Source organism: Salinibaculum rarum (genome assembly GCF_030505615.1).
GTDB classification, from domain to species: domain Archaea; phylum Halobacteriota; class Halobacteria; order Halobacteriales; family Haloarculaceae; genus Salinibaculum; species Salinibaculum rarum.
This window is the reverse complement of record NZ_CP129992.1, coordinates 1,278,118-1,298,101: the sequence shown is the minus strand read 5'-3', so window position 1 is coordinate 1,298,101 and position 19,984 is coordinate 1,278,118. Positions and strand designations below refer to the sequence as shown.

Below are 19,984 nucleotides of genomic sequence, written 5' to 3'. Positions count from 1 at the left end.
CCACGTCGAACGACGAGGCATGAACGTCGATAGAAAGACCATCCGAAATCGGAGTTCCGATGCCGTGTTCGAACGCGGCGAGAACTACCGCGACGAAGGGCGGATTCAGCGGCTCGACCGGTTCGACAACCTCGTTACCGCGGCTGTCAATGGCTCGAATCTGTACGACGTGACTGTAGATTTCAGCGGACGGGGCATCGACACGCGGTGTACCTGTCCCTACGACGGTGGTGGCGACTGCAAGCACGTCGTCGCGGTTCTGCTTGACATCGCTGCGAACCCCCCGCAGGACGAAAGTGAGGCCGTCGAGACGGTTCTCGAAGATGTGTCGGCCGACGACCTGCGGGGATTCGTCCGTGACGCACTCGCCGAACACGCGGAGTTGCGCGAGCAGTTTCTCGCACGCTTTGGCGACGATCACAAATCGGTCGAGGAGTACCGTGAAGAAATCGCGCAACTGTTCGAGCAACACGCCGACCCTGGCGTGTACGACGCCATCGACTTCTCCCGGTTTTTCGATATCGCCGAGCAGTACCGTGATCGGGGTCGATATCTGGCCGCCGCGACCGTCTATCGGGCGATATTTGAGGAAGTCGACGAGAAGTACAGCTGGGTTGACGGGGCCTACGACCACTACGCACAGACCATCCAGACCGCAATCGATGGCTACGCCGACTGTGTCTTGACGACCGATCCGACGCCTGAGGAGTTCAACACGTACGCCGGCGTGCTGGAAGCACGGACATCGACAGATCCAGCACTCAACAGCGAACAGTTCTGGCGTGCACTCGATGATCTCGAAGAGCGATACGATGAGTGAGCTAACAGACCGATTCGTGATCGAGATTGGAAGTGGGACAGTGGCGCACATCATCGATATGGACGCGAGTACGTCGGAGGACGACAATCGCTTCTCGCTTGGCCCCAGTGCTCCGGGTGAGAAGATGTGTAGTAGAAGCAGCCGTCATCCGCGATACCGGCGAGTCCCGTTTTCGGAGTTCCTCGCCCAGAACGAGATCGACAAAGAGGGGTTCGAGGGTGACGCACCGGACGAAATCTGCTCGTATTGCTGGTCGAATACGCGCGACGCACTGGCGGACGAACAGGAGCGAGCTGACGACGACGTATCCGAGCGGATCGGAACCGTCGGGTATCGGCTCCGGTGGAAGCAGAAGGGACGGGCGCGAGAGGAGTGGTACGATATCGTCGTCAGACCCGAGACGACGATGGCAGAACTGGACAGACTCGTCTGTCGGTTCACCACACTCGATGACTTTCACCTCCGGATGTACGGGCTCGAAGACGAATATCTGGATTCGAGTCTCAACGTTCTTCCCGACCACCAGTACGAGCAGGCGGGCGACCGGTCGTACACGAGAGCGAGCGAGGTGACGATCGAGGACGTCGCCGAACGGGCCGGGCTCTGGGAAAGTGACAGACTCAGCCTGGTCTACGACTTCGGGACGCCATCGCACTACTACTGTATCGTCAAAGAGGTGTACGAACCCGACCGACTTGACGAGGTTCTCGACGACGACGTAATCACTGCGACTGACACAGCTGCGATTATCAAGGAGAAGCGACCATGACGGGGGAAACGGATGAAGAGCGAAACAAACGCATTCGGAGAGAGATACTCACCGACGCCTACAACGCAGATGAGGTCACCTTCTCCGCCCTGAAGGGCGAAGCTTGTCGGTGGACTCCCGTTCTGACCACTAGACAGCGGTAGGCGTGAAAATGCCGTTCACGTTCAATGTCCCCGACTTGAGGGCAAGGTGACTGGTTGCCCCTCCAGCACCAGACTTGTGCCAGTTCTGGAGTAGTTTCCGAGCGATATTTTTCGCGGCATTGTAGTCGGCGTGATACTCGCGGTTGCATTTGAGACAGCAAAACTCGTCGCCGTCTCTGTTGTCTTCGTGGGTGAAGTTACAGTCAACGTGACTACATCGTTGACTGGTGTACTGTGGTGCAATCTTCTCGACAGCAATTCCATACGCGGCGGCTTTGTACTCGGTGTACTCTTGGATTCGGCGGAACGCCCACTGCTGGAATTTGCTTGCGTTCGAGATGTGCTTGCGGATATGTTTCAGTTTCTCGAACGCGATGTGTGTACAATCGTGGGCGAGAGCTTCCTGCACCAGTGCTTTCGAGATACGATGTAGGTAGTCTTCGCTCCAGTTGGCGAATCGTCCACCGAGTGATTTCATCGTGAGATGTGCCGACCGCGTTCCGGCCTGTTGCATTTTTCCACGCCGTTTTTCGTATTCACGCCGCTTGTGATTGAGATAATCGGCGTTTCCGATGAATGCGCCGGTCGAAGTGACAGCGAGGTGTCCGTCCACGTTCAAATCTACGCCGAGAACCGTTCCGTTCTCGGCATCCTCCGACTTTTTCTCTGTCTCTGTGACAACAGCAATGTGGAGGTAGTAGTCGCCGTTACGGTGATGCAGTGTCGCCTCGCGTTTCTCCCACTCTGCAGAGAAGTACGTCGTCGGTGGTACGTCTTCGTCTGGCAGGACGTACTCGGCTTCGATACGTCCGTCCACAGTAGCAAGCGTGGCGTAATCGTCGTAGTAGGTAATCGCGTTGAGGTTGTAAACGACTGAATCCGACGTGAACTGTGGCTTCGAGGGATTGTCGCCGTCTTTGCGTTTTTCCACGCAGGAATTGAGTGCGTCGGCGGCTCGATTCCGGGCGGCGCATACGAGGTCAGCGTTGAGTTCGTCGGTCGCTTCGCGTACGTCATCGTATGTTCGACGATGTAGTTCGGTTTTCGACGTGACGATGTAGCCGTCTTCCGTACCGTTCCAGCCGTCGTCTGCGACCATCTGAGCGGCCTGTTTGAAGCGGTCTACTGTCTCTTGGAGAAGGTGGTGGGCATCGTCGTCTACGTCGAGTTTCACGACGGCAGTACGTCGAAGCTCCACAGTTACCATATGAATCTGAATAAGTATAAAAATCATTCATATATCATCACAGCGTTGGGGAGTCATCACTGGTATAGCCGGTGGATTGTCGCACGGAGAGTACGCGATTCCCTCCCGCCCTGTTCGTTCCTCGGTTCCGACTGGTGTCGGAACACTCGTCACTCACGGGAAGGGCGGGATTCCCTCGCTGTATCAAGATGGACCGGGAATTTGGTGTCCCGTTGTCACAGCTCGAAGTACTCGACGCAGACAGCGATACCAGAAAAGCGGTTGACGACTGGCACTACTGGAACGGCGACGGCGGGCGATTGGAGTGACGATGCAATCAACCGCGCTTCATCTCGCTGTTGGACGAGTACTCCTCGGCTAGTTCGACCACGTCGTAGACGTGAATCCCGCTTTTGAACCACAGGACGCGCTCCGCCGTATCTCCGAAGTCCTCGTCGGCACAGTCAAGTCGCTTCGAGATAGCGAGCACGAAATTGTCGGCATCGACCTGCCGAATCTTCTCCAGTTTCGACTGCAAGTACTCCGGGGTCCAGAAGCCCACAATCTCGATGATCGCCCGTCTGCCATCGGGGTGTTCGATAGCGAAATCCGGAATCATCACTTCCGCGCCGAGGTCGAAGACATCGGCCTCGCGCGTGAGGGTCCACTCAGTGTTCGATCGCTCCCACTTCCGGGCGAGTGTGCGTTCGATATCGCTATCGAACTGCTGGCCGGTGCTGTAGTGTGAGACGAGGCCATCGGTGTGGTCGAGTGTGAGGCAGTTGCTTCCGCTGATCGTATCGTCTTCCAGAATCTCTGCGTTCATCTCCCAGCGGTCACACAGCGGCAACGCAGGGAGGAAGTTCGCCATCCGAATGCCGTACTTCTGTGATTTCCGAAATAGCGAGGCTGGGCCGTCGAGTTCGGCCTCGTAGCCCGCGGCAAAGTCGGTACTCGAAACGCGGTTGCCGCCTCCATCGATGGGATAGATTCGATGCATCAACCCGAACAGCTTCATGTAGCTGAATACGGTTCCGAAGTGGTCCCAGACCCGTATCCGCATGTTCGAAGCGTCGTAGAGAACGGCTTGGGCCAGCGCTAAGTTGTACCGTGCCAGTAGCCAGTCGACGGTCTGTGCTGTCTGGTCGTACTCCTGCTTGCTGTTGCCCGTCAGCTTCGTTGTTGACGTGGGCTCATCAGTGTCGTAGTCCTCTACAGTCTGGTCGCCGAATCGAACCAGGAGCTTGTTATCGTCTAAATCCGCGTACATCCCCCGGTAGCAGTCTTCGAGAGAGATACCGAGTTCGTCAGCGACGGCACTGTACACTTCGAGTTTCTGTGTGTCTTCCCCGAGCGTGGGTTGGCGAACGATCGGATAGCGCTCGTTCGCGCGCTCAAACAGTCGCTGACGGATCTCTCGGGGATCGACAGCGGCCTGTTGCTCGAACTCACACTCGTCTTTCAGTAGCTTCGCCAGCCCTTGGACGATTTTGTAGTCGGTATCGTCGACGGTCAGTTCATCGATGGCAGCTTCAAGCTCCCCCTTAGGCTCACCGAGATGTCCGGCAAAGAGATTGATAAGCGTGGCCGCAGTCGACCGATACCGCTCATCTGAGATATCGATGAACAGCGGTCGAAGTTCACCATCACGTGTCCGTGACCGAGCAAGGTCAGCTGTCAGCATTGTTACTCACCCCATCACGGCGTCGCTGCGAAACGTATGTCTCCATCGTGTCGGTCGTGATAATCTCGTAAAGTCGGGCTGGCTGGCGGTCGTCTGTCGGTCGGAGAATGCGACCGAGCCGTTGAGCGTACTGTCGTTTCGAAGCACTTCCTGAGAGGATGATCCCGACATTGGCCGCGGGAACATCGATGCCCTCGTCGAGTACTTGCGAGGTGGCGAGCATAGAGTACTCCCCCGAACGAAATCGGTCAAGTATCTCGGTACGTTCGTCGGTATCGGTCTGGTGGGTGATACATGGAAGGATAAATTCTCGGGAAATGCCGTAGGCAAAGTCGTTGTTCGCGGTGAAGACGATGACGCGGTCGTCGTGGTGACGTTTGAGCAGGTTGTCAAGAGTATCGAGTTTCTTGTTCGCCGTGCGAGCGATACGCTCGGCCCGTTGCTTGGCGATAAGGGCGCGGCGTCCTTGGGGGTCGTAGGATGTGCGTTTGAGAAACTCCGCGTAGCCCTGTTCTTTCCAGAGGTCGAAATCATGATTGTCGACGTAGTCTCTGTATATCTGGTACTCCTCGTCGTACTCAGCCCGCTCCTCGCTGGTGAGTTCGACTGACATCTGGACGGTTTCGTACTCACTAAGGAATTCCCCAGCAAGGTCGTCGACGGCTTCCTCGTAAACGACTGACCCCATGCGATCTTCGAGCAGTTCTTCGCGGCCATCGGGCCGTTCGTAGGTTGCAGTGAGACCAAGTCGGTACGGGGCAATCGTCATTTCGGGGATTTGCAGGTAGGTTTCGGCCGCCAGGTGGTGGGTTTCGTCGGTGATGAGCAGGCCAAACCGGTCGCCATACTCGTCGATGTAGCGGTAGGCACTGTCGTAGGTGGTCACAGTCAGTGCGGCAATCTCGTGGCTCCCGCCACCGAGGACACCGACCTTCTCCGTGAGTTGGTCACCGAAGGCATTCGTCAGCGTGGCGTGCCACTGGTTCATCAAATCGATCGTTGGTGTGACGACGAGCGCACTGACGCCGGCGTCGGCGATGGCCTGCAATCCAAGGAAGGTCTTCCCGCTGCCAGTTGGAAGGATGACGGTGCCCTGTCGGTCGTGGGCACGCCACGCCTCAAGCGCGGCCTGCTGATAATCACGCGGTTCGATCTGGAGTGCGGGTGTCAGAGCGAGGTCGAGATAGGCTCGCGCAGCGTCTGCAACGTCGTGGCTGAAGCCATCTCGGAGTGTGGCTTGGCCGTCGCTCTCAGCCCACTGGCCGGCCCATTCAAAGAGCGCTCGGTATCGATAGGCTTGGGCTCGGTACTCGTCGACACGGTCGTCCCACTCAGCATATGGCACTGTCTCGGGTGCGTCGTGGAGCACGACCGTCCCGTCGTCGAATTCAAGCCGCATTCAGTGTGTGAACGCACGGGTGTCGGACGATTCAATCTGTTGGACCCCTTGCTCTGTGCAGTCGTCACACGTAACAGGCCGCCACGTGTGGTAACGCGATCAATGCACCAGCGATGTGTTCACATGGATCGAGTGAGCTCTCGCAGAAACACTCGTGGTCGACGATTTCCCCGTTCTCGAACCAGAGGTTGAAACCGATACCGGACTGGGGATCGTAGCCATCCGCATCACTCTCGTGTCCACTCGCGTGGTCGGTTCGAATACGGCCAGCATCGAATAGTGCCTCCCCGTGACGGTACGCTTGATCCGAGACGTACGCTCGAATCTGTTCATCTGTGATGGACTTATCGGACAGCGAAACGTGTCGTGCAACGCCATCGTCCTGTCTGATGACCGCGGGCGCATCCTCGCGTGGAACTGGCGCAGGCCCCGGCCGACCTCGCTCTCGTATCGCTCGCTGTACGGCCTGTGCAGAGACATCCGATGGGTCGTAGGTCCAGTTGCTCGTATTCTGGACGATCGGGATGATATCCTGGATAAACTCGATTGCGTCACTCTCGAACAGTCCGTCGACGACGATTCGCTGCCGGGGACGATACTGCCGCAATGCCCGGGAATCAGTCACTTCGAACTCGACGCCGCCCTTGTTGTCCGACTGCGTGAACGCACGTGCTTCGTAGCTCTCGAAGACGTCCCGAAGGTCGCTGATAGCGTTCTCTGTAAACTGGTAATCGACGTATCTGAGTGTGATCGTGACCGTGACGTACTTGCGCTTTGCTTCCAAGGAAATGTACGGACGGCGGTCGATCCGTGCAGCCGACTGTTGGCTCGCTTCGCCATCGATGACAACGATAGGTTCGACCTTGTCGGCGAGTTGTACATAATCGGTGAGCCGCACATCGTCGTCGATATCAGTAGCTGTACTGTTGTACAGGGCAGCACAGATTTCGCAGACGAGTGTGTCTGTGCGGGTGTCGTGAACGAGCGTCTCCACCTCACTCTGACACCATCCACAGCAGTCTATGGCTCCATCGTACTCACTCCACTCGATGTCACGGTACGTGGTTGCGACTTTCCAGTGTTCGATCGGTCTACTGGCTTGCGCATATCGCCCAGTGACTGTGTCACGGCAAACATCACACCACGTCGGGTTGTCCACAGCGGGGAGACAGAGACTGATTTCACTGTCAGTACGCGTCAACCCAGCATCAGAATCAACATTGACGGTTTCGTCGACGGTACCACCATACCCACAGTTGGCTGCCACGAGATGCCATTGATCGTCGTCCCGGTGTTCGAATTCCATCCTTGATTCGTGTTGACTTCCCTGGGACCTAACGGCTTTGCAACGGAACAGATTCGGGCAAACTCGGGTCCGTCGATCAACAGTCGGTAGTTCTAGCGATTGGTCGATGATATCGAAGACCAACGGTGACACTCCTCCACTACTCTTTCCGGTTTGCCCATCGTAGTGGCATTCATGGACTATCCGACCTGGAAAGAGATTCGGAGCCTCTGTACCGAACAGTCCTTTGAGCGAGGTGTCAAGTATTGGGAGAACGGTCGGGTCCAAGAGTTGGATGTCGACGGCGAGAGAATCGAGGCAACAGTTCGCGGCAGCAACGATTACGACATCTCAATCGATGTGACAAACGACGCCATTCGCACCCACTGTAGTTGCCCGTACGACTACGCGGGCGACTGCAAGCACATCGTCGCGGTCCTGCTAGCCGTCGACGACCGGGATATCGACACGGACACAGATTCCGGTGACGAACCGATCGAAGACCTTCCGGATTCGGTGGACGTCGAGTCGCTGGTCGAGCAAGCGACCGCCGACAAGCTCCGAACCTTTCTACTGGACGTCCTCGAAGACGACCGCGATCTCAGGGATCGATTCGTCGCGTTTTCGGGTGAAGACGCTGGAAAGACGGTTTACGACTACAAACAGGAGATCGACCGGCTGTTCGAGGACGCCGCTGGCCGCGGGGGGATGATCGGCTACAACACCCACATCGACTTCTCACAGTACCACGACCTGGCAGAAACGCACCGAGAGCGTGGGCACGTCGGTGCGGCGACGGATATCTACCGCGCGCTCGCTGAGACAATCCGCGAAAACATGAATCGCATCGACGACAGCGGCGGCTACTACGGCCGCGAGTTGGAGCGCGCCCTCGCCCTCTACGGAGAGGCGGTCGCCGAGCACGAGTTCGGCCACGAACAAAAGCGCCCCTACATCGACTATCTCTTCGAGGAATTCGTCGATGCCGACTACCACTTCGCCAGCGAGGACTACGACAATGCATTGCGAAGCGTCTGTACGACGAAACGCGACCACGAATACTGGCTCGACCGACTGGATGAGCACGTCTCGGGTATCAGTCTCGATCCGGCTGACCTCGAAAAACGTGCGACTGGGCGAACGAATCGAGAAACAGACCGAATGGAAGTTCAGGTAGAGTCCTCAGCCGAGTCTCCGTCGAACGGTGACCACGAACCGGGGGATACTCGGGACCGGACCGATGACGTCCTCGCCGTCTCCGATTTCACCGACGGCCCACTCGCCGTCGAAGACTTCACCGGCGGCCCGCTTGATGTCGAGCACCTAGCTGTCGGGCCATTAGAACTGGAGTACTTCGTCGGCGATGCCTTCGATGCGCTGCGTATCGACGATCCGACGACTATCGAGGAACACACGGTGGATGTCGGATCAGGCGAGTCGAGCGACAGCGGGGCGGAGATATCCTCGTCGCTACGCACGCGGGCTCTCGTCTCGACGTGTGCCCACTTGCTTGAGGAACTCGATGAGGAGAAGGCACTACTCGGATTATACGAGGAGACCTATCTCGAAAGCAGCCGATTCTGCAAGCAGTACGCCCAGCGGTTGATCGAGGAAGGGAATGAAGGCCGTGCGATCGATGTTATCGAAGACGGAATCCATACGTTCGGATCGCCTGCTGAACTCCGCTGGCTCGCTGCTGATCTCTATCGGGATCGGGGCCCCGAAAAGCACCGTGAGGCGCTAAAACGACTGTTCCTCGACCATTCGGAGTGGGGCGCTTACGACGAACTCAAAAAGGCGTGCGACGACGAGGGGTGGCAGTCAATCTACGAGGAGTTCGAGGAGCATTTCGAGGAGACCGACCGACAGCAACTCATCTCCATGTACGTCCACGAAGACGAACTCGAAAAAGCGTTCGACGAACTGAAAGATAGCGAGAACCTCTCGTGGCTTCGCCGATATCGGGACCCGGTCGCAACCGTCGATCCGGTTGAATACTTCGAGGTCTACCGGGAACAGCTCGTCCCGTTTGCTGCCGGCGAGACTGGACGGCGACACTACCGGGAAATTGCCGACCATTTGGACGAGATGCAGGAACTCGTCCCCGAGGAGCGATTCGAGGCGTTCGTCGACTTCCTGATGGAGAAACACTCGAACCGACCGGCGTTTCTCGACGAACTGGAGAAGGCTGGGTTTTGATTGCGACAGCCGACGTAGTCGGTCACACGAACGATGCCCCCCACACCTGCGAGGACTGCGGCGAGATGTTCGAGACCCTGACCAGACTACGACTCCACGACTGTCCGGAAGACCAGGAAGCCATCGAACGGGAACGACAGAAACGAGACGAGGAATTCGACGCCAGGATCCGGAGACTGATGCGCGAGGAAGACTCAGCAGTCAGACGAAGGGTCTCAGACGAACTGACCGACGCGCTCGAACGGGCTGTGGACGGTGACCACGCGGCCGTCTATCAGGCGCTCGCACAGTACGAGCGCCACCTCTCGGACGAGTGGGACAACTACGAGGAGGGCGAGTACTGGGGGTTTCACCGCGTGTTCTTCGGGCCAGCGGTCGATGGACTGGAAACAGCCGTGCTGGCAGAGGGCTGGCCGTATCTGCTCGACGTGCTTGAGGCCTACTGGCCCGAGAACTCGTTTGACTTCGATGCCTATCCCGAACACGAACCGTTCGGTAGCGACGAAACCGACGACTACGAACAGTTTCCACACGTTAGCCACGTACTCACGACTGTCACCGGTAAGCAGATCGTGCGGACGCGTCGTTCCGACGGAATCGCTGCCATTCCGGCTGATGTCCTCGAATACCAGTTACGATTCCACCGCCATCCCGGAGACGAGAGCCCCTGGATTGACTCGATGAGTTATGGGTGGGGAATCGGTCATCCGGATCATTCGGTTCGAGACAACATCGAGACACTCGTCCGTGGTGAATACGAAATCTGGGCAGGCGCCGCAGTCGAACACGCGATGCACGCCGATCAGCATGCCACGGCGGAGCTCCTCGAAGACCTATTCGAACGAGACATCGTCTCCGACCCCGCGTTGCTTCTCACTTCCCTCGGATCGATTGAGCGTGGATACTATCCGGATTTGAGCGAGCACTGGGACTGGGAGACGCTCTATCCTGAGTTCGACGAAGCGGGATTCGACTGGGATCCCGACGTCCGGGAGCGACTCCGGATCGTCGTCGAAGACTGTGGACTCGGCCAGCAGTTGCCCGACGAGTGGACGTTTGCCGATATCGTCATGTGACTCCGACTCTGCGACGAATGTTTACCAGTGATACCGGGAGCAGACTCCCGTAGATGGTCGAGACGCCAGAGACAACCCCGATTCCGACGACGATTCTGCGAGACACACGTGAACAACGTCCGTGGGCGTTCGACTGTTACCCGGTCGAAACACGCGATGTGACGCTTTCGACCGGTGACTACACCGTGCCGACATACTGTACCCACGACCAGGAAACAGACACGTATCACCCACAATTCGCCGTCGAACGCAAATCCGGACACGACTTTCTCACGGCCCTCACCTGGGAGCGAGAGCGATTCAAACGCGAGTTACAGCGGGCAGTCCAGTGGACACGGCCCCTCCCCGTTGTCGTCGAGACGTCGTGGGAGACCCTTCTCTGTAATCGCGGGTGTATGGCGTGGCGAGACATTCATCCGAATCAGGTCACGGGTACGGTCTCGGCATGGACCGACCACTACAACGTGGCATTTCATTTCACCGAGACTCGTCGACGAGCCGAACTGTGTGCGTTTCTCCTGCTCGTTCGTCACAGTCTGGTCCGGCGGTTAGACAATAACTCACTCAGTACCGAATGACACGTAATAATCTGCGGAGGGATAGAACTATTGCGTTCGAGCGAGTACTGTAGCGTATGTCACCTGAGGAGGTATCCAACGACGAACCCGAGTGGATAGGGACGTGGAAGGAGCACGCGTCGGCGTTCGATCGGGTGAAGTCAGTCACCATGACGCTTTCAGAGGCGCAGCCCGCCCCGTGGATCGCCGAAGAGGCTGCTGTCTCTCCAAATACGGCGCGGGACCACCTGCATCGGCTCATCGATCTCGGCGTCGTGACGGCAACCGAGAAGGACGGGACCCGTCGCTACTATCCGGACCCACTGTACACCCGGCTTCGAGACGTTCGAGAGCTACTCCGAGAGACGACGAAGCAGGAACTCTCGGAGCAAGCCGCAGACTTGAAACACGACATCGCGGCCTGGAAGACGGAGTACGACGTGGACTCGCCGGGCGCGTTACGCGAACGGGCGGCTGCTGACGACGTTTCCGCCGAGCAAGCGTACGAGTTCGTTCGGATTGCGAGCGACTGGGAACTCGCCCGATATCGGCTCTCGCTCGTGCAGGACGCCATCGAGAACTACGATACCTGGACATCGGATCCGTCGTCGATCACGGTATGACGGGCGAACGGAACACGCCGGAGAACCCATCCGACACCGGCGGTCACCGATCCACTCACCCTCGTTCTGGTTCCCGTGGGGAACGTCTTCGCTCCGATGGGGGTGCAAATTCGGGGCGAGATCGTCACCGCATCTTACGCGAGTTACGCGGTGAATTGGTACGACATCCCGCTGTTCGATCCGTCGAAGGGGAACCGCCGGACGAGTACCGGGAACTACGAGCCACGCTCAATCCGTCGTGGTTCGGTCGCGTTACAGAGACGGCGTCACTCCGGGTAACGTGGGTCCCGGATCCGACCCCCGGCCCCGAAGCGTCCGACCGCGCGAACGACACCTGGATGCGAACGCCGGTTCGTGCGTACTACGCCCTTCATTACAGCGAGTCAAACGGACTCGACTGCGGATTCCATTCTGAACCGAACCCACACGTGGACGGGTTTCTCCACTATCAGGAACGAGAGGACGCGAACGACGCGTACACGTACGAACCAGTCTCGTTCGGCGCACGCTCAGTGACCGGACTGCTGTGGGAGATGATGGATGCGCTCGGTGATCGGCTTGACGACTTCGATTGAATAAACGGAGATTCGTTGACCGGAGCACCGTGCTTCGAGAGGGTGGAGTAACTGGCTGGCACCTGCTGCGCGTACGCTACGCTCGCAGGCATTTGAACTGTGAGTCTAATGCCGCCTCCCGGATTTGAACCGGGGACAGCCTCGCTGTCTGGCGATTTGCCTGTCACACGATACGGTGGCTCGCCAGTTTGTCCCTGTACTGATTGGGCGTTTCGGTGGTCAAAATGCAACAGGAACTCGAACCTATCACGCCGGAACGCGCCAAGGAAATGTATCTCGACGCCCGGAAACACGAAGTGTCACAGAGTACCCTCGACGGGTACCACTACCGCCTGAAACACTTCATTCGCTGGTGCGACGAGAAGGGTATCGACAACATGAACGACTTGACCGGTCGGAATCTTCAGGAGTTCCGAACGTGGCGACGAGACGACGGCGACCTGAAGCCCGTGACTCTTGAGGGGAATCTCGACGCTCTACGGGTATTCATCCGCTGGTGTGAGTCGTACAACGCTGTCCCCGAAGGGCTACATGACAAAATCATCATGCCGACGCTCTCGAAGGAAGACGAACAGAGCGAGAGTATCCTGACGGCGGAAGAAGCCGAACCCATATTGGAATATCTACGGCGATTCGAGTACGCTTCACGGAGTCACGTTATCCTCGAACTGCTGTGGCATACGGGAATGCGTCTCGGAGCGCTTCAGGCACTCGACTGTGACGACTACGACGACGAGAAAGAGGTGCTAACCGTCCACCATCGACCAGAGCAAGGTACCCCTCTCAAGAACGGTGACGAGGGTGAGCGTCACGTCGTCCTCGATGGTGACGTGTGTAGTGCCCTTGACGCCTATATCGAACACAATCGCTACGACGTAACCGACGAGGAAGGGCGGGGGCCACTACTCACCACCAGTCAGGGACGCATGGTCGGTTCGTCCGTCCGCGATACAGTTTACGAGGTGACGCGCCCGTGCTACTACGCCGGGAACTGTCCGAAAGGTCGTGACCTGAATGAGTGTGAGGGGACGCACTACGATGGATACAGCAAGTGTCCCATGAACGTCTCTCCGCACGCTATTCGTCGTGGTAGTATCACGCACCACCTCTCGGAAGATGTACCCGAAAAAGTTGTCAGCGACCGGATGAACGTAGGTCAGGACGTATTGGACAAGCACTACGACAAGAGAAGTGAAGCACAACGGGCCGAACAACGCCGGGACTACCTCGAAGGGGTATAGACGAGAGAGGCACCATTTTCTTATGAGGATGTTCTATATACGTTTCAAAATCACACTACTTTCCGAAGTTCAAAGATAATCTGGTGTTCGAGGTGAGTTGAGTCACCATGTATTACCATAGAAGTTAGAACTGATTCCGCTTCGTCCACATCTATAGTCACGTCAACGGAACCCGTTGTCGGGGTAGCAAGAAATTCATCTTTGATTTCTTCCATAATGAGTGGCCGATCTCGACTGTTGTACCAGTCTTTCCACTCTTGTTGGCTTGACTGCTGTATCATGTCTTCTTTAAAACTCTCAAAGTTATTTTCAAGAGATTCAATTATGCTGTCTCGCTCATTTTGTCCCATGCTCAACTTCACTTTCTGTCCAGTTTTTGATGCGGAAAAATCTGCTTTGCTCACACCAATCAGTGCGACGGATAATTTATAAATTTGGTTCAATTGGTAAAGGCTGTCTCCGATTATAGACAAGTAATTCTTTGTCTCGGCTGATGGTAGTATATAAACTTAATAAGAGTGGCCCGAATTGTTCTTCGCTATTTGACCCCGATAATCGGACATTCAGAGAGTGGCGGAGAGGGTTCAGAGGGGTTCGCGGTTACAGGCGGGTTTACTGACTCCCCGACCCCCTGGCCGGGCTGACCCCTGGGGATACCCCATCCAGTACCCCAGTCCTGAACCCCGACCCTGGCCCTCACGACCGCCCCCTGACTCCCCAGTACCCACAGAGTGCTGACGACGCTCACTCGCCTATATCGAAGATGGTCGTCAGTAGGGTTACTGTGGCTGGGACTTTCTTCCTATGTCCAGTAGAGGAGTTCTACAGGCTTCTCTTTGTGTTTCAGACGGTGTAAGAGCGCTTTAGAAATCGGTTTTCTCCCGTTCGGCGGGTGGTTTAGCGGTTAGAGATACCGAGATAGCCGACGAACCCAAAATCACCTTTTCACCCCTATCACATTCCCTATTCAGGAATGATAGGATATACAATTCGCTCCGTGGTTGACAGAGTGCTTCTCTAATCCCACGGCGTCTTCGATTCTGATTTGTCCTTGTTCGTTTCAGCGTTCTCGTCACCCGTGCCGGATTCAACCCGGCTTGCGTCGTCGGGGTCAGGAAGACCGCGCGGGTAGTAGACGTATCGCTCACCATTCGGGCGATTCGGACACTCGGCCATGTTCACGCCACCGTCTCTCTTGATAGCACCAAGTGCGTCTTTGTACGTCTTCACCTCGTTATCGCGTCCCTCGTCAAGTGCTTTTGCCAGCGTGGCTACTTCCCTCTTCGTGGGATAATTCCAGCGCGACGAGGAAGGGTTGTCACCCCCCAAGGGGGGTTCCTCATCTTTAGAATGTGGGTGGGGGGTAACGTCGGCTCGCACCGCGTCAAACGCGTCCAGAACTACCTCGCCGTCAACGTCCAGATTGAATCGTTCTATCGCTGTGAACTCAAGCAATTCGGCGTCAAGTGGTAGTTCACCCGTCAGCAAGTAGAGACCAAACCGTGTCATGTTCCGAGTGGTATCCGCGTAATATCCGTCCATTCGGGTTTCCCACGGTTTGTCAGTAAGGGCGTCACGTTGGTTTAGCCACCGTTGAAATTGGCCCCTATCGAACTTATTGATTGCATATTGTAGGCGGGCGTGCAGAATAGTTAGCACGGCTCTGCTGGCTGATCAGCGATTCTGGAGGATCGATAGGAACTCTCTCGGAGATGAGGCAGGGACAGTGAGATGTGTCAACCACTACCCTGCCACACCAAGATACGATCACAGAGGTCTTGAAATCACTGGAAACCGAGACAACAGTACTATTCGAACATCTTGATCTCCAGTTTCTCTATGAATTCCCCGTGTTCGCCCCCGATCCGCGGGGGCGAACGCGGGAGTTCCATCCACCTGAACTGTTCCGAGGATTGCTTCACTGCTTCTACAACAGAATCTACGAACCAGAAGCGATGGCTCAAGAACTCGCCAACGATGATGTCTGGCGTGTCTGCGAGTTCGAGCGACCGCCGTCACGGCGGACGATTGGCCGGTTTATCGACGATCTCTCTGGTGTCGTTGAGGAAGTCTTCTCACGAATTCTTCAGCAGGTGCTTGTCCGGGTTGAACTGGGTTCTTGCTTTCGGATTGACGGCACCGATGTCCGGGCGCCTCGCCCGGACGAGGATGCCTCGTGGAACTACGACAGTACAGCTGAGGAGACTTACTACGGCTACGGTTGCTGTCTGGTGACGACCGACAACAACATCCCGATTGCCGCAGAGTTCACAGATGAGAAATCTGTGGACAAGGCGACGGCGAGGCGCATCACACAGGATGCGCTCGCCGTCAAAAAGCCAGTCACGTTCGTTGGTGACGCAGAGTTCGACATGTTGGACTGGCACGACGACCTGATTGAAGCAGGCGTCGTGCCAGTGGTTCCGTACAATCCACGGAACACAAATGATCCACCAGATATCGAGTACCGCATCCAGAAACGAATCAAGGAACATAGCGACACTGTCCGCGTCTGGGAAAAGCAGCTTGACGACACCTACGATAACCGGTCACAGGTCGAAACAGCAATCGGCGTGTGCAAGGATCTCGGCCTCGGGACTCCGCAAGTCCGAGGCCGAGAACGGGCAAAAACTCACGTCTTCGTCGCTCTCTGTCTTCGTTTGGCTGTCGTCATCGCTAACCATGAACGAGGAGGTGACATCGCAAGTCCGATCGTTGAGCTATGAGAACTCTTCTGCACGCCCGCCTATTGTAGGATATTCTTCCGATATTTCGCTCCGATTGATAGCCACTTTCGGGGACGACCTTCGCTTGATTTCATGTACTCGTTGCCCTCGCACCGGTACGTGTAGTACGCGTAGGCGAGTTCTCGCGCTCGTTGTTTGTCTTCATTTCCGAGAACAAGCATAACCCCGTACAGGTCGGAGACAGTCACAAAGTCGGTTGCACTCCGGTCAATTAGCCCACAATCAAGACGTAGGCCGCCTTTCTCGCCGGTTCCACCATTCAGCCGGTCGCTCAAGCAATTGAAGGCGAAAGGCGAGTTTGCCTGAAGCGTCTGTAGATGGGCTTCTACGGCGGCTACGTCGGTATCGTCGTATTCTGGTATTTCGGTTACTTTTTCGACTGAATCGTCGGTTTGTGGACTTTCATTCTTTTCGCGGTCAATCTCTAATCCGGTGAGAATACGCTCTGCTACGTCCTTGGTGACGACCGGAGCAAACGGCTTGGCCCCAACCAGTTCGTATGTGTTCCGACCACTTCCGGGGCAGTCAGCCTTCGTATCCTTGCAGTGCTTGTGCGATACCTCACAACCGGGGCCGATACAGTGGCCTGATGTTTGGAGTTCAATATCGTCGTCGGCACGGTCAGAAAGGTGGTTGTAGGCCGTGGTGAGCGAATCTAATATCTTGTAGGCGTCGTCTGTCACTTTCACAAGCCGGTTCCGACCCGAATGAACCGAATCCCACACCAGCAAGGCGTGTTCGTCAATCAGGGCTTGTGCCTCGTCAGGAAGGACTCCTTTTGTCTCTACGTCGAAGGCAACAAGATTCCACTCTTCAGTACCATCTCCGAGCGCAAAGCCGTAGTTCTTCCCCGATCCACGTCGTCGTTTGGCTTCCGACGGAGTAAGGAAGTTCTCTGGATTGTTCCACCCTATGTCACCGGCTTTTTGGAACCCCTTTGCCTTCGTCAGCAGTGGCTCGTCGTCGGGAAGAACGTCCAACGGGTGCGATACGTCCGACAACATAACAGCACTCTGGGGTAGAGACTCTCCCCAAATCATGTTCGCTCTACGGAGACACTGGTATCTGAATCAAGGCAGGACGGATATTGCGTAATTATTACTCTCCCACCGATTTCCAAATCAACTGATTCAACTGTCGCTAATTGGAGTCTTCCGTCCTCGGGATTCCGATTTAGAAGACCGACCTGTACGGCTTTTTCTATCGGGACAGCCGCTTCAGGACTACGGTGCTTGAGTCCTTCAGCAGGGAAGCCGCTCGCCAGTTGGCCTCGTAGTTCTTCCTCGGCTACCGCTTCAGGTGGCCAACCGGTAAGGTCACGGAAGGCATTCTCCCAATGTTTGTATTGTGGATAAAGTTGTAGTCCCGGCTCTACAGAGACGTTTTCCTCGCTATGCGCCAGGGTTATGTCCGTCGCGTGTGAATTACTCATGTCGTCATTCCCAACGACAACCGCCGTCCACAGGAAGGGCAATCCAATACTCAATTTCACCTTCCAATTCCATCCCTTGGAGCAATCTTCCGTAGACTTGAGTGCCGTTATAGAGTATTCGCTATTCGCCCGTATATGGCTTTTGCAGGCCCTCATTCCGGCTTTCGGGACGTGTTTCACAGTAGGGATACTGGGAGCGCTGATAGGGCTACTGTCAGAGCGAATAGACAGTCAAGCACAGCCACATATCAGACAGATATTAACCCACCCCGAGCGTTATTATTCGTCGGTATTTCAACCACTGTATGTCAAGGCAACTTGGGGTACAAGACGCTACCGAGGAAATTTTATCTAACCCTGTTACATTCTTTTCAGAGGCTTTCGCCCCCGTTGATTCCCAAGGTGTACGATATACCGAAAGGATTCTGGTCGTGATATTGGGATTCTTCGCTCTTGAAGTATCGTTGTCTGTCCTATACAACGCGGGAAGTACCTACAATCTCGTCTCATATTTTTTCAAGAATCATCCGTGGCTTGTATGGCCAGTAGCCCCATTTCTTCACCGTGGTATCGGCCATTTTGCGGCAAATGTAGCGTTCATCTACATAGCCGCACCGGTAGAAACCCGAATGAGCAAAGTTCAGTATGTGGGATTACTCCTATTTTCTGGATTTCTGGCGGTATACGCTGATGGACTGAAATTGGCTGTATTCGGTAGCGAGCCGCACGTCGCCGCTTACGGAGCGAGTGGCTTCGCATTTGGCTTGCTTGGGTATGGGCTTTCGAGTATCGCGGATACTGACTGGCAGTTGACGCCGCGCTGGTGGCTCATAGTGGCATGCGGAATTTCAGCAATCCTCTTGGTTATCAAGAATAGTCTTTTGGCTGTTAGCGACCCTATCTCACTCAATATTGGACACCTCGGTGGTCTGCTTGTCGGTCTGCTATTCGGACATTTTGGACGGGCAGATTGAACGGAGCGTTGCTGATTCTATATATTTCGACTGAATGTCGAGTCAGAATACTCATAGGTGTTTTTGACAATCTTCAACACAGAGGTATCAAATAGGTATCTTTCTTGTAGTCAGTCATGACGACGGACACAGAAATCGCCCTGGTACGGATTCAACCGGACACTTTGGAACAACTTGCTTCAGACGTTCTTTCCGAGTACGGATACGAAGTTAATCCGAGTGGTACACAGGGTACAGATGGCGGGCGAGACGCGTATGTTACAATAGGCGACCGGCCTGGTATCGCCCACTACAGTAAACAAAAGACATGGCGACAAAAACTCCGCAAAGACGCCTCAAAAGCAGAAGACCATGAGCAGGATTACGAGATATTCGTTTTTGTAACGAATCAAGAAGTGACCGGCCAACAAGAAATGGATATGCGAGAGGAAGTTCGTGAGAAGTATGGATGGGAACTTGACCTTTGGCACTTCGAACGGTTACGTAGTAAACTCGAAACAGACTTTCCAGAGATTGCTCAACGCCACCTCGGAGTAAACCCACAGGGACAGCCAGATAATCTCGCCGCAATTGAAGAACTCAAAGAATGCCGAATTGAAGCAATAGAAGCCCGTAATGAACTCCCAATCAAATTAGAAGATGGCCCCTTTGTAGCGATACATCTCTTCCCCAACGGTATGGAGAGCATGCAGTACGGAGTACGTCCTACCGACTTACCAACGCCACCTGAATTTGGAAGAGAAGATGCACCATTCGAGGGTAGTCCTACGGAAGACGGTAAAATCTATGTCCGTGAAGAGTTAGCAGACGAGAACCCAGAGTACACATTTTTCCACGAAGATGGATGGATTGAGGCAGTCTCAACACGCCATTTCGGTCATGAGGGGACATTCCAGACCCATAGGTTCGACACAGAAGTAGTGAGAACAATCAGAGGGGCATTGGATTGTCTCGAAGAGATTGGTGTTCGCACCCCAATCTTCGTTTATGTAACTGTGTTTGGGTACAAAGATACTGAATTATGGTATACTAATGTTACTGGCCCTGAAAAAACACCGAAAATACCAAAGGAAAATATGGCTCTCAAGCGCGCTGAAATCGTTTCGTATGATGACTCCGTTCCAGACGTTGTGAAGCCAATTCTTGACCGGTTCTGGAACGGATGTGGTTGGAGTGTAGGTTGCATTGACTACTCTGAAGGAGAGTGGAACCCTCATTTCACAGGAATCTAAATATTTCGGCAGGCCTGGAAAGCATACGAAGTTGATTTTCAG

Annotated in this window: 18 protein-coding genes and 1 pseudogene; 12 read left to right on the top strand and 7 right to left on the bottom strand. The window is 55.4% G+C overall.

Annotated features, from left to right (window positions below; translation table 11 throughout):
• Window positions 1-19: 19 nt before the first annotated feature.
• Together QYL91_RS07000 and QYL91_RS06995 are read left to right on the top strand one after the other, a co-directional pair.
• The gene (locus QYL91_RS07000) at window positions 20-820 is read left to right on the top strand and encodes an SWIM zinc finger family protein (protein WP_302082661.1); all 801 of its coding nucleotides are present in this window, start codon (window positions 20-22) and stop codon (window positions 818-820) included.
• Window positions 813-1,589, top strand: coding sequence for a hypothetical protein (locus QYL91_RS06995; RefSeq protein ID WP_302082660.1), 777 nt, complete (start codon window positions 813-815; stop codon window positions 1,587-1,589). The genes QYL91_RS07000 and QYL91_RS06995 overlap by 8 nt, the downstream gene beginning before the upstream one ends.
• Window positions 1,590-1,718: 129 nt before the next feature.
• On the opposite strand, the gene QYL91_RS06990 is transcribed toward QYL91_RS06995, so the two are convergent.
• A complete protein-coding gene (locus tag QYL91_RS06990) occupies window positions 1,719-2,939 on the bottom strand; it encodes an RNA-guided endonuclease InsQ/TnpB family protein (protein ID WP_302082659.1) in 1,221 nt (406 codons plus the stop codon).
• A 188-nt stretch (window positions 2,940-3,127) separates the two neighbouring features.
• Between QYL91_RS06990 and QYL91_RS06985 the strand changes: the two are divergent.
• Window positions 3,128-3,247 (top strand): annotated as a pseudogene (locus tag QYL91_RS06985) (calcium-binding protein); the annotation flags it as partial.
• Between the two features lie 8 nt (window positions 3,248-3,255).
• On the opposite strand, the gene QYL91_RS06980 reads toward QYL91_RS06985, so the two are convergent.
• From QYL91_RS06980 to QYL91_RS06970, 3 genes are all read right to left on the bottom strand, one after another.
• Complete coding sequence (locus tag QYL91_RS06980) at window positions 3,256-4,602, bottom strand: DUF790 family protein (protein ID WP_302082657.1); 1,347 nt, start codon at window positions 4,600-4,602, stop codon at window positions 3,256-3,258.
• On the bottom strand, window positions 4,589-6,001 hold the full coding sequence (locus QYL91_RS06975; protein ID WP_302082656.1) for a DEAD/DEAH box helicase: 1,413 nt from the start codon (window positions 5,999-6,001) through the stop codon (window positions 4,589-4,591). Before QYL91_RS06975 ends, QYL91_RS06980 begins: the two co-directional genes overlap by 14 nt.
• A 64-nt stretch (window positions 6,002-6,065) precedes the next feature.
• Window positions 6,066-7,307, bottom strand: coding sequence for a hypothetical protein (locus QYL91_RS06970; RefSeq protein ID WP_302082655.1), 1,242 nt, complete (start codon window positions 7,305-7,307; stop codon window positions 6,066-6,068).
• A 174-nt stretch (window positions 7,308-7,481) separates the two neighbouring features.
• Between QYL91_RS06970 and QYL91_RS06965 the strand changes: the two genes are divergently transcribed.
• The 6 genes from QYL91_RS06965 to QYL91_RS06940 all read left to right on the top strand — a co-directional run bounded on the left by QYL91_RS06965 (window position 7,482) and on the right by QYL91_RS06940 (window position 13,557).
• Complete coding sequence (locus QYL91_RS06965; RefSeq protein ID WP_302082654.1) at window positions 7,482-9,485, top strand: SWIM zinc finger family protein; 2,004 nt, start codon at window positions 7,482-7,484, stop codon at window positions 9,483-9,485.
• Window positions 9,482-10,561: a DUF8137 family protein gene (locus QYL91_RS06960; RefSeq protein WP_302082653.1), complete on the top strand. Its 1,080-nt coding sequence runs from the start codon at window positions 9,482-9,484 to the stop codon at window positions 10,559-10,561. Before QYL91_RS06965 ends, QYL91_RS06960 begins: the two co-directional genes overlap by 4 nt.
• A 53-nt stretch (window positions 10,562-10,614) precedes the next feature.
• Entirely contained in the window at window positions 10,615-11,139 is a 525-nt protein-coding gene (locus QYL91_RS06955) for an ERCC4 domain-containing protein (RefSeq protein WP_302082652.1), read from the top strand.
• A gap of 56 nt (window positions 11,140-11,195) precedes the next feature.
• Window positions 11,196-11,741, top strand: a complete 546-nt coding sequence (locus QYL91_RS06950; RefSeq protein WP_302082651.1) for a helix-turn-helix domain-containing protein — start codon at window positions 11,196-11,198, stop codon at window positions 11,739-11,741.
• Window positions 11,742-11,896: 155 nt separating this feature from the next.
• Window positions 11,897-12,316 (top strand): hypothetical protein, encoded by a 420-nt coding sequence (locus QYL91_RS06945; RefSeq protein WP_302082650.1) that lies wholly within the window; start codon window positions 11,897-11,899, stop codon window positions 12,314-12,316.
• Between the two features lie 224 nt (window positions 12,317-12,540).
• A complete protein-coding gene (locus QYL91_RS06940; RefSeq protein ID WP_302082649.1) occupies window positions 12,541-13,557 on the top strand; it encodes a tyrosine-type recombinase/integrase in 1,017 nt (338 codons plus the stop codon).
• Window positions 13,558-13,607: 50 nt separating this feature from the next.
• Here the strand turns inward: QYL91_RS06940 and QYL91_RS06935 are convergent, their stop codons facing one another.
• Both QYL91_RS06935 and QYL91_RS06930 read right to left on the bottom strand, forming a co-directional pair.
• Window positions 13,608-13,961, bottom strand: coding sequence for a hypothetical protein (locus QYL91_RS06935; RefSeq protein WP_302082648.1), 354 nt, complete (start codon window positions 13,959-13,961; stop codon window positions 13,608-13,610).
• 613 nt (window positions 13,962-14,574) lie between these two features.
• Window positions 14,575-15,099, bottom strand: a complete 525-nt coding sequence (locus QYL91_RS06930) for a hypothetical protein (protein WP_302082647.1) — start codon at window positions 15,097-15,099, stop codon at window positions 14,575-14,577.
• Between the two features lie 191 nt (window positions 15,100-15,290).
• Between QYL91_RS06930 and QYL91_RS06925 the strand changes: the two genes are divergently transcribed.
• Window positions 15,291-16,283, top strand: a complete 993-nt coding sequence (locus QYL91_RS06925) for a transposase (protein ID WP_302080520.1) — start codon at window positions 15,291-15,293, stop codon at window positions 16,281-16,283.
• A gap of 20 nt (window positions 16,284-16,303) precedes the next feature.
• Here QYL91_RS06925 and QYL91_RS06920 read toward each other — a convergent pair whose 3' ends face one another.
• Entirely contained in the window at window positions 16,304-17,284 is a 981-nt protein-coding gene (locus tag QYL91_RS06920) for a hypothetical protein (RefSeq protein WP_302082646.1), read from the bottom strand.
• Window positions 17,285-18,041: 757 nt separating this feature from the next.
• On the opposite strand from QYL91_RS06920, the gene QYL91_RS06915 reads away from it, so the two are divergent.
• Window positions 18,042-18,710 (top strand): rhomboid family intramembrane serine protease, encoded by a 669-nt coding sequence (locus tag QYL91_RS06915; protein ID WP_302082645.1) that lies wholly within the window; start codon window positions 18,042-18,044, stop codon window positions 18,708-18,710.
• Window positions 18,711-18,826: 116 nt separating this feature from the next.
• Complete coding sequence (locus QYL91_RS06910) at window positions 18,827-19,942, top strand: PDDEXK family nuclease (RefSeq protein WP_302082644.1); 1,116 nt, start codon at window positions 18,827-18,829, stop codon at window positions 19,940-19,942.
• Window positions 19,943-19,984: the final 42 nt, after the last annotated feature.

Coding starts and splice junctions, on each gene's coding strand:
- QYL91_RS06915 (WP_302082645.1), top strand. CDS start 18,042: ATGTCAAGGCAACTTGGGGTACAAGACGCTACCGAGGAAATTTTATCT.
- QYL91_RS06980 (WP_302082657.1), bottom strand. CDS start 4,602: ATGCTGACAGCTGACCTTGCTCGGTCACGGACACGTGATGGTGAACTT.
- QYL91_RS06930 (WP_302082647.1), bottom strand. CDS start 15,099: ATGGACGGATATTACGCGGATACCACTCGGAACATGACACGGTTTGGT.
- QYL91_RS06995 (WP_302082660.1), top strand. CDS start 813: ATGAGTGAGCTAACAGACCGATTCGTGATCGAGATTGGAAGTGGGACA.
- QYL91_RS06955 (WP_302082652.1), top strand. CDS start 10,615: ATGGTCGAGACGCCAGAGACAACCCCGATTCCGACGACGATTCTGCGA.
- QYL91_RS06975 (WP_302082656.1), bottom strand. CDS start 6,001: ATGCGGCTTGAATTCGACGACGGGACGGTCGTGCTCCACGACGCACCC.
- QYL91_RS06990 (WP_302082659.1), bottom strand. CDS start 2,939: ATGGTAACTGTGGAGCTTCGACGTACTGCCGTCGTGAAACTCGACGTA.
- QYL91_RS06965 (WP_302082654.1), top strand. CDS start 7,482: ATGGACTATCCGACCTGGAAAGAGATTCGGAGCCTCTGTACCGAACAG.
- QYL91_RS06910 (WP_302082644.1), top strand. CDS start 18,827: ATGACGACGGACACAGAAATCGCCCTGGTACGGATTCAACCGGACACT.
- QYL91_RS06970 (WP_302082655.1), bottom strand. CDS start 7,307: ATGGAATTCGAACACCGGGACGACGATCAATGGCATCTCGTGGCAGCC.
- QYL91_RS06940 (WP_302082649.1), top strand. CDS start 12,541: ATGCAACAGGAACTCGAACCTATCACGCCGGAACGCGCCAAGGAAATG.
- QYL91_RS07000 (WP_302082661.1), top strand. CDS start 20: ATGAACGTCGATAGAAAGACCATCCGAAATCGGAGTTCCGATGCCGTG.
- QYL91_RS06950 (WP_302082651.1), top strand. CDS start 11,196: ATGTCACCTGAGGAGGTATCCAACGACGAACCCGAGTGGATAGGGACG.